This is a genomic window from Vibrio sp. PID17_43 (assembly GCF_002608565.1).
Classification (GTDB): domain Bacteria; phylum Pseudomonadota; class Gammaproteobacteria; order Enterobacterales; family Vibrionaceae; genus Vibrio.
In genome coordinates, this window is sequence record NZ_LIXM01000007.1 from 157506 (window position 1) to 172549 (window position 15044).

Annotated in this window: 12 protein-coding genes and 1 other annotated feature; of the genes, 5 read left to right on the plus strand and 7 right to left on the minus strand. The window is 44.2% G+C overall.

Annotation, left to right across the window (positions count from 1 at the left end; translation table 11 throughout):
- Positions 1 to 15 precede the first annotated feature (15 nt).
- Positions 16 to 384 (minus strand): PilZ domain-containing protein, encoded by a 369-nt coding sequence (locus tag AK965_RS06970; RefSeq protein ID WP_099078943.1) that lies wholly within the window; start codon positions 382 to 384, stop codon positions 16 to 18.
- Between the two features lie 259 nt (positions 385 to 643).
- Positions 644 to 2311, minus strand: coding sequence for an energy-dependent translational throttle protein EttA (ettA, locus tag AK965_RS06975; RefSeq protein WP_099078944.1), 1668 nt, complete (start codon positions 2309 to 2311; stop codon positions 644 to 646).
- Positions 2312 to 2681: 370 nt separating this feature from the next.
- Here ettA and sltY point away from each other — a divergent pair, with 370 nt between their 5' ends.
- Together sltY and trpR are read left to right on the plus strand one after the other, a co-directional pair.
- On the plus strand, positions 2682 to 4628 hold the full coding sequence (gene sltY / locus AK965_RS06980; RefSeq protein ID WP_099078945.1) for a murein transglycosylase: 1947 nt from the start codon (positions 2682 to 2684) through the stop codon (positions 4626 to 4628).
- A 13-nt stretch (positions 4629 to 4641) separates the two neighbouring features.
- A complete protein-coding gene (trpR, locus tag AK965_RS06985) occupies positions 4642 to 4944 on the plus strand; it encodes a trp operon repressor (protein ID WP_005440603.1) in 303 nt (100 codons plus the stop codon).
- 109 nt (positions 4945 to 5053) lie between these two features.
- Here trpR and yjjX read toward each other — a convergent pair whose 3' ends face one another.
- The 5 genes from yjjX to AK965_RS07010 form a co-directional block, all read right to left on the minus strand.
- Positions 5054 to 5587, minus strand: coding sequence for an inosine/xanthosine triphosphatase (gene yjjX / locus AK965_RS06990; protein ID WP_172438097.1), 534 nt, complete (start codon positions 5585 to 5587; stop codon positions 5054 to 5056).
- A 24-nt stretch (positions 5588 to 5611) separates the two neighbouring features.
- The gene (gene pheA / locus AK965_RS06995; protein ID WP_099078947.1) at positions 5612 to 6790 is read right to left on the minus strand and encodes a prephenate dehydratase; all 1179 of its coding nucleotides are present in this window, start codon (positions 6788 to 6790) and stop codon (positions 5612 to 5614) included.
- Between the two features lie 13 nt (positions 6791 to 6803).
- Positions 6804 to 6925: a sequence feature (Phe leader region), on the minus strand.
- Positions 6926 to 7033: 108 nt separating this feature from the next.
- Positions 7034 to 7360, minus strand: coding sequence for a ribosome-associated translation inhibitor RaiA (gene raiA, locus AK965_RS07000; RefSeq protein ID WP_005447957.1), 327 nt, complete (start codon positions 7358 to 7360; stop codon positions 7034 to 7036).
- A 384-nt stretch (positions 7361 to 7744) separates the two neighbouring features.
- The gene (locus tag AK965_RS07005; RefSeq protein ID WP_253252669.1) at positions 7745 to 9178 is read right to left on the minus strand and encodes a lytic transglycosylase F; all 1434 of its coding nucleotides are present in this window, start codon (positions 9176 to 9178) and stop codon (positions 7745 to 7747) included.
- Positions 9179 to 9321: 143 nt separating this feature from the next.
- Positions 9322 to 10050: an outer membrane protein assembly factor BamD gene (locus AK965_RS07010; protein WP_099078948.1), complete on the minus strand. Its 729-nt coding sequence runs from the start codon at positions 10048 to 10050 to the stop codon at positions 9322 to 9324.
- 136 nt (positions 10051 to 10186) lie between these two features.
- Here AK965_RS07010 and rluD point away from each other — a divergent pair, with 136 nt between their 5' ends.
- From rluD to clpB, 3 genes are all read left to right on the plus strand, one after another.
- Entirely contained in the window at positions 10187 to 11164 is a 978-nt protein-coding gene (gene rluD / locus AK965_RS07015; RefSeq protein ID WP_099078949.1) for a 23S rRNA pseudouridine(1911/1915/1917) synthase RluD, read from the plus strand.
- Between the two features lies 1 nt (position 11165).
- On the plus strand, positions 11166 to 11894 hold the full coding sequence (pgeF, locus tag AK965_RS07020) for a peptidoglycan editing factor PgeF (RefSeq protein ID WP_099078950.1): 729 nt from the start codon (positions 11166 to 11168) through the stop codon (positions 11892 to 11894).
- 143 nt (positions 11895 to 12037) lie between these two features.
- A complete protein-coding gene (gene clpB, locus AK965_RS07025) occupies positions 12038 to 14611 on the plus strand; it encodes an ATP-dependent chaperone ClpB (RefSeq protein ID WP_099078951.1) in 2574 nt (857 codons plus the stop codon).
- Positions 14612 to 15044: the final 433 nt, after the last annotated feature.

A 15044-nucleotide genomic window follows, 5' to 3' on the forward strand; every position in this document is an offset into this window, starting at 1 on the left:
AAGTAGGCGCACAATTTATTCTTCCTCTAAACCTGAAAGGTGCTCTAACTCTCGATTCAGAAGCGCGTTATTGCCTACATTCAATTCTATAAAATGTTTTAGTTGGCTAATACTCTCGATGTCTATGTCGCTTATCTTTAACCGAATCTCATTGTTTGCAATTGAAATGATACCAGCACTTAGCTGCACCACCTGTTCTGATTGAATAAATGAGAAGCCCACTTCTACCGGAAGTGACGAATTCAACGGTTTTGCATCTTCAACTTTTAATAGCAAGCCATGTAATGAAAGATCTTGAATCGTAGCTTGCATTGCCAAGTCACCTTGCTCAATTAGAGTCGATACTTGGTAGATGATGCGTGAAAAGTGTCGTCTCTCCGTCATAGAGCTTTCTCGTAAAGTATTCAAACAATTGAAAGATTATATCAAGCAGTACAAAGATTGTTCAATCTTTGCTCTTGAAATGTCGAGACAGCTACAGAGTTAGGCTAGCTAGTGGTCATGCTCTTGGCCTACTTGGGAGGCACTTCGAGTTATTTATGCAACCCATACAATAAAGGCCGCTATGATAGCGACCTTTGTACGAATGACAAGCAAAGGTGAGCGTAGGGTGATATACCACACACTCATCTTATAACCGAAATTACTTCGATACGCGCTTGTATTTGATGCGGTGTGGTTCAGCTGCTTCAGGACCAAGGGTCTTCTTCAGCCATTCCATGTACTCGTTGTAGTTACCTTCGTAGAAGTTAACCTGACCTTCATCACGGTAGTCGATGATGTGCGTAGCGATACGGTCTAGGAACCAACGGTCGTGCGAGATAACCATGGCACAGCCAGGGAATTCGAGCAGTGCTTCTTCTAGTGCTCGTAGCGTTTCAACGTCAAGGTCGTTGGTTGGTTCATCGAGTAGCAGTACGTTACCGCCAGCTTTAAGCAGCTTAGCAAGGTGTACACGGTTACGCTCACCACCTGATAGCTCGCCAATGATCTTCTGCTGATCTGAGCCTTTGAAGTTAAAGCGAGAACAGTAAGCACGCGCAGGGATTTCGAAGTTGTTGATCTTGATGATGTCAGCGCCTTCAGAAATCTCTTGGAATACCGTGTTCTTGTCGTTCATTGAGTCACGGAACTGTTCAACAGACGCCAGTTTCACTGTTTCACCCAGTTCAATAGTACCTGAATCTGGCTGCTCAGTGCCGCTTAACATCTTAAATAGGGTTGATTTACCCGCACCGTTGGCACCGATGATACCTACGATTGCACCCTTAGGTATGCTGAACGATAGATCATCGATAAGAACGCGACCGTCGAATGACTTCGTCAGGTTGTTCACTTCGATAACTTTATCACCTAGGCGCTCACCTGGCGGGATGAACAGTTCGTTGGTTTCGTTACGTTTTTGATGATCAGTGCTTTGCAGCTCTTCAAAACGAGCCATACGAGCTTTAGATTTTGCTTGGCGACCTTTCGGGTTCTTACGTACCCATTCCAGTTCTTTCTCGATGGTTTTTTGACGAGCACTTTCTTGAGATGACTCTTGCTGTAGACGGGCATCTTTTTGCTCTAGCCATGAGGTGTAGTTACCTTGCCAAGGAATACCTTCACCACGGTCAAGTTCTAGGATCCAGCCTGCCGCGTTATCTAGGAAGTAACGGTCGTGCGTGATAGCAACGACAGTACCAGTGTAGTCCACAAGGAAGCGCTCTAGCCATGCAACAGACTCAGCATCCAAGTGGTTGGTTGGTTCGTCTAGCAATAGCATGTCTGGTTTTTCTAGAAGCAGACGACAAATGGCAACACGGCGACGCTCACCACCAGATAGGTGGGCAATCTTTTGATCCCACTCTGGTAGGCGAAGGGCATCTGCAGCACGCTCTAGTGCGTTATCTAGATTGTGACCGTCTTTCGCTTGAATCAGCGCTTCCAGTTCACCTTGCTCTTTTGCAAGTGCATCGAAGTCTGCATCAGGCTCAGCATACGCTGCATATACCGCATCCAAACGCGTAAGAGCGCCAGCAACATCAGCAACGGCTTCTTCAACAACTTCACGAACCGTTTTTGATTCGTCTAGTACTGGCTCCTGAGGCAGGTAACCTACGTTAAGGCCAGGTTGTGGGCGAGCTTCACCATCGATGTCGGTATCGATACCTGCCATGATACGCAGCAGAGTAGATTTACCCGCACCGTTCAAACCTAAAACACCGATTTTGGCACCAGGAAAAAAGCTTAGAGAGATGTCTTTAAGAATTTGACGCTTAGGTGGCACGATTTTGCTCACCCGCGACATGGTATATACGTATTCAGCCATTGCCGATCGTTCCTAAATTAACTGTCATTTAAAGCGACTATTTTATACCAACTCATCCAGTTTTGTTACCGCATTGCAAGAAATTCCAATCTCGTGTGATTTCTTCTTTATCGCTGACCGGAAACTCACATGCTTAGGGTATACACTTTTGTTGTTCGCCTATAAATAGAACGGACTCTGATGATGAACCATGACTTTTATGGAATCTATTCTTTTTGCAAGGCTCTAAAGTTTCACGAGCACAACATTTATTATATCAAGTCGCTTTACAATGAGCGTGTAATAGAATGCAAATAAATGCATATGCTTTATCTCCGTCACGTTTTGCTTTTGCTCGTGGCGGAGAGTAAAGAGAACAACGTCTGGGGAAATGACGCACATGACATTCAACGTATCTGAATTGGCTAAAAGAGTATGTTATGCAGCCGCTTTATGTGCGGTAAGTGTGACAGCAAGCGCGGCGCTAAGCTTAGAAAAGCAGCGTCAAGTCTACGAACAGGCTCAAAACCTAATAGATAACAATGATATCGATGGTTATTTGTCTATTCGTCCCAAAATCGCCGATTATCCGCTGACCCCTTATGTGGATTATCGAGTGTTTTTGAGGCAATTATCGAGTAAGTCCCCTGAGCAGGTGGATGAATTTATTAAAGACTATGAGGCTTTTCCATTCTCACGTCGGATTCGCGCCCCTTACCTAGATAGTCTATATCGCCAGAAAGACTGGAAAACTATTACCGAGTTCCAGAAGTTTGAGCCCAGTGGTGAGCGTTATCAGTGTATCTTTTATGTCGCTCAGCTAGAACAAGGCAAACAAGTCGCGGCCTTTAAAGGTGCTGAACATATGTGGCTGCGAGGTAAGAGCATTGCCGATGAATGCGATCCGTTGTTTTTTGCTTGGGATAAATCGGGCGGACGTACTGATGACATGATCTTGCAACGTATGTTGTTGGCGTTTGATGCGCGCAATGGTGGTTTAATTACCTATCTGCAAAAGCTACCGAAGTCGGCGAAAGCGCAGCAGCAAGCTAAGGCGATGAAAGCCCTGTTTGATAAGCCGGAAAGCGTAGCTGGGTTTGCCAAGAAGCAATCTGCTAATGACTTCAATCGTGCGCAGAGTGAATATGCGTTAAAAAAGCTGGCTCGTAAGAATATTGAACAAGCGCAAGTTGCATACGCGTCTGTTGTCAAAGGGCAGAAGTTCTCGCCGCAAGAAGCGCAAGCTCTCGCAGATTACATTGCGATTCGTTTGATTCGTACCGAGTCTGAATCGTTGGCTAAGTGGCGAGATGACAAAACGAAAACCAGTAAACACCTGCCATTAATTGAGAGTCGTATCCGTCTGTCGATTCAAAATGGCGATTGGGAAGGTGTGCAAAAATGGATTGCAGTACTGAATCAAGAGGAGCAGGCATCACTTCGCTGGCAGTACTGGTTAGGACGTAGTGAGATTGCTCTTGGTGAGCAAGGGGCTGGTAAAAAACGACTCGCTAAACTTGTCGGTCAGCGTAACTTTTACAGTGTCGCGGCAGCCAATGCGATTGGGCAGTCAATAAAGTATCCATCGAGCTCTGTAACGTTGGACAAGAAGGCCATTCAACCGTACCAAAAATCATTGCTTCGAATTGAAGAGTTAATTGAAACAGACAAAATTGCTGCAGCCAAAAGCGAATGGGCACATTTGCTACGTCGTGTAGACAACGATGAGAAAACGATGCTAGCGGCTTATGCTGCCTCAAAACGCTGGTACCACCTAACCGTGGCGGCGAGTATTCAGGCTAAAATGTGGGACAACATGGAATTGAGATTCCCAGTAGCACATCGCTGGTGGTTTAACTTTTATGCAGATAAGCACAATATCGATCCGATCACGATGATGTCATTAGCTAGACAAGAAAGTGCGCTAGATTCAGAGGCGCGCTCTCCTGTGGGGGCTCGTGGCTTGATGCAGATCATGCCTGCTACGGCAAAGTACACCGCGCGTAAATACAAGCTCAAGTATCAAGGAACAGAAGACTTATATAACGTGGGTAAGAACATTGAAATAGGCAGTCATTACCTGCAAGGCTTGATGGAGGATTACGATAATAATCGTATTTTTGCGCTCGCTGCTTATAATGCTGGACCTAACCGAGTAAAAACGTGGCGAGAGCGAACCCAAGGAAAAGTAGACGCTTATTCCTTTATTGAAGCGATTCCATTTAAAGAGACACGCGGTTACGTGCAGAATATCTTGATGTTTGAAACTTACTATCGTGATCTTTTGGGCGTTGATGGTGCGTTCTTGACCCAAAACGAGATCAATACCAAGTATTGAGTGAGGTAACTTGATGTCACATGAACCTGAGTACAAAGACTGGCAACAGATTGTTGAACTGATTCGCTCAAGTGTAGATAACCAGCAACATGAGATGCTGCTGACTATGCTAATGACACCGGATGAGAGAGAATCACTCACCGCGCGTGTGAACATTCTCAATGAACTGCTTAAAGGTGAGCTTTCTCAGCGTCAAATCAGTCAAATGCTTGGGGTTGGTATTGCGACCATTACCCGTGGTTCTAATGAATTGAAGTCGAAGTCTGACGCAGACAAAGATAAGCTTAAAACGTTGTTAGAGCAGGGCGCTCAATAATGTTAAGTTTCAGATAGCAAAAAGGGCGACACTATCGCCCTTTTTTAATGCTGTTTTTCTCTGTCAGTTTTACCACGCAAAAATGAACCGTTATTTACTACGATTGGTATTACAGATTTGACGGGAAGTGTTCTGGGTTGGTGAATGGAATTAGAGCCAAAATCAAGGCTTGATGATATACTGAACTGCGAGTGAGTTGGTGCTGTGTTAGTAAACCAATCGCACCGCCTTTCTGCTTGATATTCTCCGTGCCAAACACTTCATCCATTACATCACCAAGTTCGTTAGCATGTTCTAATTTCTTCAATACTTCTGGTGGTAGCATTAGGCTCGCTGAACGCGACTCCCCGCGGTGTGTTTCTGATTCAATCACCATCCAAGCAAACGTCACATTACCTTCGATACCCGCTTCAAGACCGACATAGAAATCTGCAGTTGTTATGACTTTTTTCGCATTGCGTACACGATTTAGTGCGCCAAGGTGCGTTTCCTTATTCGTCATTGGTTGTTCAGCCACTTCACTGGGGACATTTACGCCAACAAACTCGAAGCTTTGTTGTGGAAAAGCGCTTTGGAATGCACTCTCTACTGCTTTGATTTTGGCTGGGTTAAGCGAAGCAATAACGACTTTTTGGTCTACCATGATCTTTCTACTCATTGATGTCCATTAACTCAATTTTACTTGGGTTGGTTTTACGTTCTCACTTGGGTAACATCCCAATACTTTCAGATGCTTAGTTATCTTAGTGAGTTCTTCGAGCACTTGTTGCATTTCGGTTGAACCAAGATGAGATTCCAAGTCTACATAGAACATTTCTTCCCATGGATTACCCATGATTGGACGTGACTCTAGTTTGGTCATATTGATGCCGTAGCGCTGCAGAACCAACAGCGTTTCAACCAAGGATCCGGCTTCTTGTGATGTAGACATGATCAGCGTTGTCTTCGCTGGAATCTGGGGTGACACTTCAACAGGCTTACGAGCTACCACAATGAAGCGTGTGTGGTTTTCTGTTTGATTCGCAATGTTACCTTGGATAGCTTGCAGGCCGTACAGTTTGCCGCTTGATGCGTTACCAATAGCAGCTACGTCATCACGGGCAAGCTCTTGCACTTTTTGCATCGCATCAGCGGTGCTAGCACAAGATTCTAGTTTCACGCCTTTCATGCGGCTTAGGAACTCGCTGCACTGCTGATGTGGTTGCGGGTGAGAGTAAAGTGTTTTGATGTTCTCAAGGCGAATATCTTTCGTTGCAACAAGGCAGTGCTCGATAGGCTGAGTGAGTTCACCTACAATGTACAGCGTAGTGTGCTGAAGAAGGTCGTAAACTTCGTTGATAGAGCCAGAGCTCGTGTTTTCTATAGGTAATACGCCATAGTCTGCATGGCCGGATTCAACAGTTTGAGTCACTTCTTTGAAGTGTTCGCAGTTCAGTTCAATCAGCTCGGTATTCTTACGGCTAAAGTACTCACGGCTGGCAAGATGGGAGTAAGAACCCTTTGAACCAAGAAAAGCAACACGAGCTAAAGGCTTACGGCTTTGTTGTGGGTTGACTAAGTTTTGTAGGTAGCTCTGTTGAAGGAGTACAGAGTCCTCGATGATGGTATGGAAAAGTTTGGTGATGTACTGAGCGTCGAGTTCGTATTTATCACGGCCGTTAGTGATCAGTTTAACGAGAAGTTGTTGTTCACGGACTGCATCTCTAACAGGTTTTGACGTTTGTACTTTGCTTTTTGCTACTTCAATGCTGAGTTTTCGGCGTTCGGACAGTAGGCTAAGCAGTTGGTCATCGAGCTCATTCAAACGTAAACGAATTTCATCCAGGGAAATAGGTTGGTCAGTCATCAATTCTTTCCTTATAAAAAAAGCCCCCCGATTTGGGAGGCTTTCTGTTTGTTTTTGACTTTTCTTTCACAAACGAGTTAGCCCCTCCTACTATGGAAGGAAAAAGAAGTCAAAAATAAACAGGTTGGTTAAATGCATAAATAGTGGTTAATTTGTGAGTGTTTAAACACAATAAGCAAGCTGGCGGGGAGCGTCAAGCAAAAAAATAGCGCCTTTCGGCGCTATTTCCTCAATCTGGTCTATTTACTCTTCTTCTTCCACTAGCTCAGGCTTATTCGCACGTCGAGCTTCAGGTTTGTGGGTCAGCTTATTCAATTGTCGTTCTAGTTTTTGCTCCACTTCGTTGATAGCTGCATACAGATCTTCGTGAGTTGCAGAGGCGATTAGCTGGCCTTTAGGAACTTTAATAACGGCTTCGAATTTCTTCTGTTTGTTTGGTTCCTCACTGAATGTTGCCTGGCATCCGATGATGTCGACTTGCCATTTTTCCAGCTTCTTGAATTTGCTCTCAATATGAGCGCGGATTGCAGAGGTGATTTCGATGTTTTTACCAGTAATGTTCATTGTCATAAAAGTTTTCCTCTGTTTCATCCCTCATGGGTTAAGTTCAGATTACCGCTTTGACGAGAAAAGAATGTGATCCAAGTCACCATTCAGGCTGGGTTTTTGGCGTTCAAAAACGAATGTGATCTGACTCAAGAACTGTCTAGATTTATGCGGAAATAGCTTGTTATCGGATTCTAAATCATTAGATTGAATAGAGTGTTGAGCTGAAAACTAACCCGTTTTTAGGGATATTTTACAGCCTGTAATTCTAGCAACTCAAAAATTAATCAATATTAAATCGTGATATGCATCGCACATTTTAGTGTTTCGATGGTGAGTTAAAAGTGGGGTACCTTTCCCCAAGTGACCCCTTTACCTAGCAAGATTCATTCAGCTTAAAACATACGGTCAACTTTTCGGACTTGAACTTGAGTTGGGACTTGATGTGTCGTTTTTTTCTCCCGCTAAGCGAAGCAAATGACTATATATGACATAATAGCGATTAATATTTCGTACGTAGTTAACTGTCTCGCTAAAGCCACTTCCCCTCATAACCGTTTCAACATTTTGAAACCATATGTCTGGGTTGTAACCTTCTTGCATCGCTTTTTTACGCATCTTTTCAACGTTTCCTGGCCCTGAATTGTAGGCGGCAAGTGTTAAGTAAACTTGGTTTTCACGAGTTATCGAATTATCGCTGAAATATTGTTTACGAAGAAAGCTCAAATACTTAACTCCAGCGTGAACATTATTATCTAAGTTTTTAATATTTTTTATGTTTACATTTGCATCCCTAGCCGTACTTGGCAAAATCTGCATCATACCCACCGCCCCTCTTTTAGAAACTAAGTTATTATTAAATCCAGACTCCTGATACGCTAAAGCCGCAATCATCAAATAATTAAAATGATATTTATCAGCGTATTTTTTAAAAAGAGTGGATAGTTGTTCAAGCTTACTAAGGGTTTGTGGGCTGAGAACTTTATCGAGCCAATCAGTATTTTCTAGATAACGGCTATCTAAGATATTTCCCAACAAGGTTCCCTCTTTTGCTTTTTTAATGAAGGCATTCACAATGGCTTCTATTTCTGGGCTATTTTCTCGTACTGCCCATGCTATTTCAGCATCTTCTCTTAAGGGGATGATTTCGTGTACACGTAATGTATCCATGTGATTAAGCCATAGATCGGCTTTGTGACTATCGAGGACCATAGCTTGTATGTAACCTTTGTTTAGCATTTGAAGCAGTTCATAATCTTGTATTGTTTCATCAACAAAATGCACAGAGATTGGTTCAAGCCCTGCCTTGGCAAAAGTTTTGTTCAACGACAGAATACTTTCATAATGACTTGAACTCTTACGAACCGACAATTCTTTGCCGCTTAACTGAGTGATGTCGGTGATCGTTGGTATATCCTTATTGGTGACTACCCACTCTGAAATGCCTGTCCGCAATGGGTCGCTAAAGTCGACAAGCTGTTCTCTACTTTCGGTTTTCGTTAAGTTAGCAATAGCTAGGTCTCCAAATCCTTCCTCTAAATATGTCAATATCTTATCTCTAGGGACGGGAATGACTTGAATGTGTAGTGATGGTTGGATTTTACGCAGATCTTTCTCAAATTCTGTCAACAGTTCAGCAGCGATGCCTTTAGATTGACCATTTTCAACGTAATAGAATCCAAGATCAGCGGTTACTAATACCCGAACGAGATTGCGCTCTTTGAGAGTGGAAAAGTCTCCGATATATGGAGGTTGCTTTAGTGGGGATAAACCTAGAGCATTAATCGATGCTGAAATGAGTAGCACTAACCAGAAAACTACCCATCGATTTATTAATGACACAATCACACCCAGACAAAACGAGAATAGTCTCTTAAGTGTAGACGTTGGAGCCTAAAAAGAACCAAGTAATTGCTTGGTGCTTAATTCATGGCTGTTTAGCTTCGATGAAAAAACGCCACAGAGTCAGCTGTGGCGGTAGGAGGTTATTTGACAGGATTGAGTTTAATGAGTTCTTCTGTTCTTACGATGGCATCGTCTAGACCGAGTTCTTTATAGGCGGCAAGTTGGATCTTAAGCGACTTACGAGCAGCCTCGGTATCTGGAAAGGCTTTTTGCAACTCCTGAGCGCGGTTAATGGCTGCGATCCAAGCTTCACGGCGTAGGTAGAAGTCCGCAGTGGCCAGATCGTACTCAGCAAGGCGATTCTTCAATGCTACCATGCGCTTTTGCGAATCTTCTGCGTATGGGCTGGTTGGGTAACGCTCTAACAGTTTCTTGAAGTCATCAAAGGCTTTCTTTACAGGTTCTGGATCACGGTCGCTACGATCAATACTGAACAAGTCATGCATAAAGTTACGGTCTTGCGCCATGTGGCTCAAACCACGCATGTAAAGCACCCAGTCCATTTTTTTGTGAGTTGGGTTTAAACGCATAAAACGAGAAATTGTTGCTAAGCCCAGTGCTAAATCGTCATTTTTGTAGTATGCGTAAATAAGGTCAAGTTGTACCTGTTCTGAGTAAGCACCAAACGGATAACGGGAATCTAATGCTTCTAGTTTTTCGATCGCAGAAAGCCAGTTACCGCTTTGTAGAGATGTTTGTGCGTCTGCATACAGTTCAGAAGGTGGCACATCAGGAACGATTTCTTCTTTGCTTGCACAGCCAAACAGAAGGGATACCGCTAAAAGGCCTATTAAAGTCTGATGTTTCATATCAGGAGTCTGTTCCTTGAATCTAAATATTTCTTAAGCTGCCGTTACTTTCTTTCCAGTAACAGATACAATGATGTAATACTCTATTTTTCCACAGTCGTGAGCATTAGTCTCACAGTTTTTAAAAAAGTTCGATATGGCTCAGCAGATTGTTTTAACCAACACCGTAAAAGATAGCCAGTTAGGTCAACGTTTAGACCAAGCTATCGCCGAATTATTCGCTGACTTTTCTCGCTCGCGCCTAAAAGAATGGTTGCTTGACGGGAAGGTTCAAGTGAATGGTGAAGTTGTCACTAAACCTCGTACCAAAGTAATGGGGGGCGAGGAAATTACCTTGCAAGCCGAGCTGGAAGATGAAGAACGCTGGGAGGCACAAGATATCCCGCTAGATATCGTCTACGAAGATGATGACATCATCGTGATCAACAAGCCTCGTGATTTTGTAGTACACCCAGGTGCAGGTACGCCAGATGGCACTGTTCTTAACGCATTGTTACATCACTACCCAGACATCGCTGAAGTACCGCGTGCAGGTATCGTGCACCGCCTGGATAAAGACACAACCGGTCTGATGGTCGTTGCGAAAACAGTACCAGCGCAAACTCGTTTAGTGCGTGCACTGCAAAAACGTAACATCACGCGTGAGTACGAAGCGATTGCGATCGGCCGTATGACGGCAGGTGGTAAAGTGGATCAGCCCATTGGTCGTCACTCTACCAAGCGCACGCTGATGGCGGTTGCGCCTCTGGGTAAACCGGCGGTAACACACTACCGTGTGGCGGAGCACTTCCGTGAACACACGCGTATTCGTCTGCGTCTAGAAACCGGCCGTACACACCAAATCCGTGTTCATATGTCTTACCTACAGCATCCGCTCCTAGGTGATACTGCTTATGGTGGCCGTGCCCGTATCCCAACGGGTGCATCACAAGAACTGACGGAGATGATTCGTGGTTTCGACCGCCAGGCACTACACGCAGTAATGCTACGTTTCGAGCATCCTATCACTGGCGAAGAGCTTGAGTTCCATGCTCCTATTCCAGATGACATGGTGATAATGACGGAAGCGCTGCGCAAAGATACGGAAGAATACGGTTTGCCAGACGAGTTCTAATATGAAGATAATTATTCCCAACTGGCCTGCACCTAAAAACGTAAAAGCTTTTGCCTCAACACGAGTCGGGGGCTTCTCTACGGGTTCTTATCAAGGACTGAATTTAGGTGCGCATGTTGGGGATGATTGGTCGTTAGTTGAAAAGAATCGTGATTGGTTGGCGCTGCAAGTAAGTATGCCGAATGCGCCAGTTTGGTTAAATCAAACGCATTCTACTGTCGTTGCTCAAATTAACGAGCCAACTTTGGATGTGTTGGATGCCGATGGTGTGTTCACCTCTTCTCAGCATGTTGTTTGTTCAGCGATGACCGCAGACTGTTTGCCGGTGTTGCTGACGAATACGCAAGGTACACAAGTCGCCGCTGTTCATGCAGGTTGGCGAGGTCTAGCGAACGGCATCGTTGAAAATGCATTAGAGTTATTTTCTGGTGAAGTTATCGCATGGCTTGGGCCAGCAATAGGTCCTCAAGCATTTGAAGTTGGTGACGATGTGTTACAAGCGTTTGTTGATTTTGATTCACAAGCTCGACATGCATTTCTACCGCGAGATATTTCCGGCAAATGGTTTGCCGATATGTCAAAACTCGCAACTCAGCGCTTGAACAAAGCTGGCGTCACACAAGTGTTCGATTCAGGTCTTTGTACTTTTCAAGACTCAGATTCTTTTTATTCTTACCGTCGTGATGGTGTGACGGGTCGACAAGCGACTTTTATTTGGATTGAAGAATAAGCATATCAACCAGACCTTACTTAAAGGTATCGCTATTGTTGCAAAGCTATCTTTATTGATTTACTCCCTTGAATTTCCCCCCAGTAGTATCCATCTTTCTAACTGTTAAAGAATTTTCTTCAGTTGAAGTTAGGAAGGTTGATATGCGTCTTGATAGATTTACCAGTAAGTTTCAAATCGCTATCTCTGATGCGCAGTCACTAGCGTTAGGTCGCGATCATCAATATATCGAACCCGTGCACTTAATGGTGGCGTTGCTCGATCAGAACGGTAGCCCAATTCGTCCACTACTGACGATGTTAGATGTGGATGTTACTCATCTTCGCTCTAAGTTGAGTGAAATGTTAGATCGACTGCCAAAAGTCAGTGGCATTGGCGGTGATGTTCAGCTATCAAGTTCGATGGGAACCTTATTCAACCTGTGTGACAAAGTTGCTCAAAATCGTCAGGATTCCTACATTTCTTCAGAAGTCTTTTTATTAGCTGCGTTAGAGGATCGAGGCCCACTTGGTCAGTTATTTAAAGAGATCGGGCTGACCGAGCAAAAAGTTAGCCAAGCGATCGAAAAGATCAGAGGTGGTCAAAAAGTCAAAGACCCGAATGCTGAAGAGCTGCGCCAAGCATTGGAAAAGTTCACCATAGATCTTACTGAACGAGCAGAGCAGGGGAAGTTGGATCCAGTTATCGGCCGCGATGACGAAATTCGTCGAACCATCCAAGTATTACAACGTCGTACCAAAAACAATCCCGTCATCATTGGTGAGCCCGGAGTGGGTAAGACCGCGATTGTCGAGGGGCTTGCGCAGCGCATCATTAATAATGAAGTACCAGAAGGCCTACGTGGTCGCCGTGTGTTGTCTCTAGACATGGGGGCATTGGTCGCTGGTGCCAAATACCGCGGTGAATTCGAAGAGCGATTGAAGTCTGTACTGAATGAGTTAGCCAAAGAAGAAGGCAATGTCATTCTATTTATCGATGAGCTTCATACCATGGTCGGTGCAGGTAAGGGTGAAGGCTCAATGGATGCGGGTAACATGCTAAAGCCAGCATTGGCCCGTGGCGAACTTCACTGCGTGGGCGCAACAACGTTGGATGAATACCGTCAATATATAGAAAAAGATGCCGCGCTTGAGCGTCGTTTTCAAAAAGTGCTTGTGGATGAGCCTACGGTAGAAGATACGATAGCGATCTTACGGGGTTTGAAAGAGCGTTATGAATTGCACCATCATGTAGAGATCACTGATCCTGCGATTGTTGCTGCAGCAAGTTTGTCGCACCGTTATGTTTCTGACCGTCAGTTGCCAGATAAAGCGATCGACCTAATTGACGAAGCGGCTTCGAGCATTCGTTTACAGATCGACTCTAAACCTGAGTCGTTAGATAAACTCGAACGTAAAATCATCCAACTTAAAATTGAGCAACAAGCGCTAAGCAACGAGCATGATGAAGCGAGTGAAAAACGCTTGGATGTTCTTAATGATGAGTTGAATGAAAAAGAGCGTGAATACGCAGAGCTAGAAGAGGTGTGGAATGCCGAAAAAGCCGCACTGTCCGGCACACAACATATTAAAGGTGAGTTAGAGCAGGCTCGCATGGATATGGACTTTGCGCGTCGTGCGGGTGACTTAAACCGTATGTCTGAATTGCAATATGGCCGTATTCCTGAGCTAGAGAAGCAACTCGATCTTGCGACACAGGCCGAAATGCAAGAGATGACTCTGCTGCGAAATAAAGTAACAGATAACGAAATTGCCGAAGTGCTTTCTAAGCAAACCGGTATCCCGGTATCGAAAATGCTAGAAGCAGAAAAAGAAAAACTGCTTCGCATGGAAGATGTTCTACATAAGCGTGTTATTGGTCAGGCAGAGGCGGTGGAAGTGGTATCAAATGCAATTCGCCGTAGTCGTGCTGGATTATCTGATCCGAATCGACCGATTGGATCGTTCTTATTCTTAGGTCCAACTGGTGTAGGTAAAACAGAACTGTGTAAGACACTCGCGAGCTTCATGTTTGACAGTGAAGATGCGATGGTGCGTATCGACATGTCAGAGTTCATGGAGAAACACTCCGTAGCAAGGTTGGTTGGTGCTCCTCCAGGCTACGTTGGTTATGAAGAAGGTGGCTACCTAACCGAAGCTGTTCGTCGTAAACCATATTCTGTCATCTTGTTAGATGAAGTAGAGAAGGCACATCCGGACGTATTTAATATCTTGCTTCAAGTGTTAGACGATGGTCGCCTCACCGATGGACAAGGTCGCACAGTTGACTTCCGGAATACAGTAGTGATCATGACATCGAACTTAGGTTCTGCTCGAATCCAAGAGAATTTTGCAACTTTGGATTACCAAGGTATTAAGAATGAAGTGATGGACGTGGTTAGTAAGCACTTCCGACCGGAGTTCTTAAATCGTGTTGATGAAAGCGTGGTGTTCCATCCTCTAGGTCAAAACCACATTAAGTCAATTGCATCTATTCAACTAGAACGTTTAGCGAAACGACTAGAAGAGAAAGGCTATCAATTTGAGGTGTCTGAGAAAGCGCTCGATTTGATTGCTCAGGTTGGTTTCGACCCTGTGTATGGTGCGCGCCCACTAAAGCGTGCCATTCAGCAATATGTTGAGAACCCACTAGCGAAATCCATTCTTGCTGGGCAAATTTTACCCGATAAGATAATTCAGTTAATCGTTAGCAATGACCAAATTATCGCTCACCAATAAAGGCATTAATTCAAAATTAAATGTGATCAACTTCAACTATTAGGGGCCGTAAGGCCCCTTTTTACTCCCCTTTTACTAGGTTTTGATTGTTTTTTATTCGAACGGTTTAAAAGAGGCAGTTTTTTTTGAAAAATAGGCTTGCGTTCTTAAACGAACTCCCTATAATTCGCCTCCGTTGTCTAGGGGAAGCAAGCAAAGCAGAACCGAGGTGGCAAAGCGGTTGAGTTGGAAAATAACTCGCAGAGAAATAACTTAAAAAAGTGTTTGACACGAAAAGTTATATCGATAAAATGGCCGTCCACTTTGAAGGTAACTTCAGAGTGTGCTCTTTAACAATATAGACCTATCAATCTGTGTGGGCACTCGTTGATGATAATCCAATTAGATACCTTGGTATCAAATTAGGTTTCAATGAACTGAGTGACCAATCAAG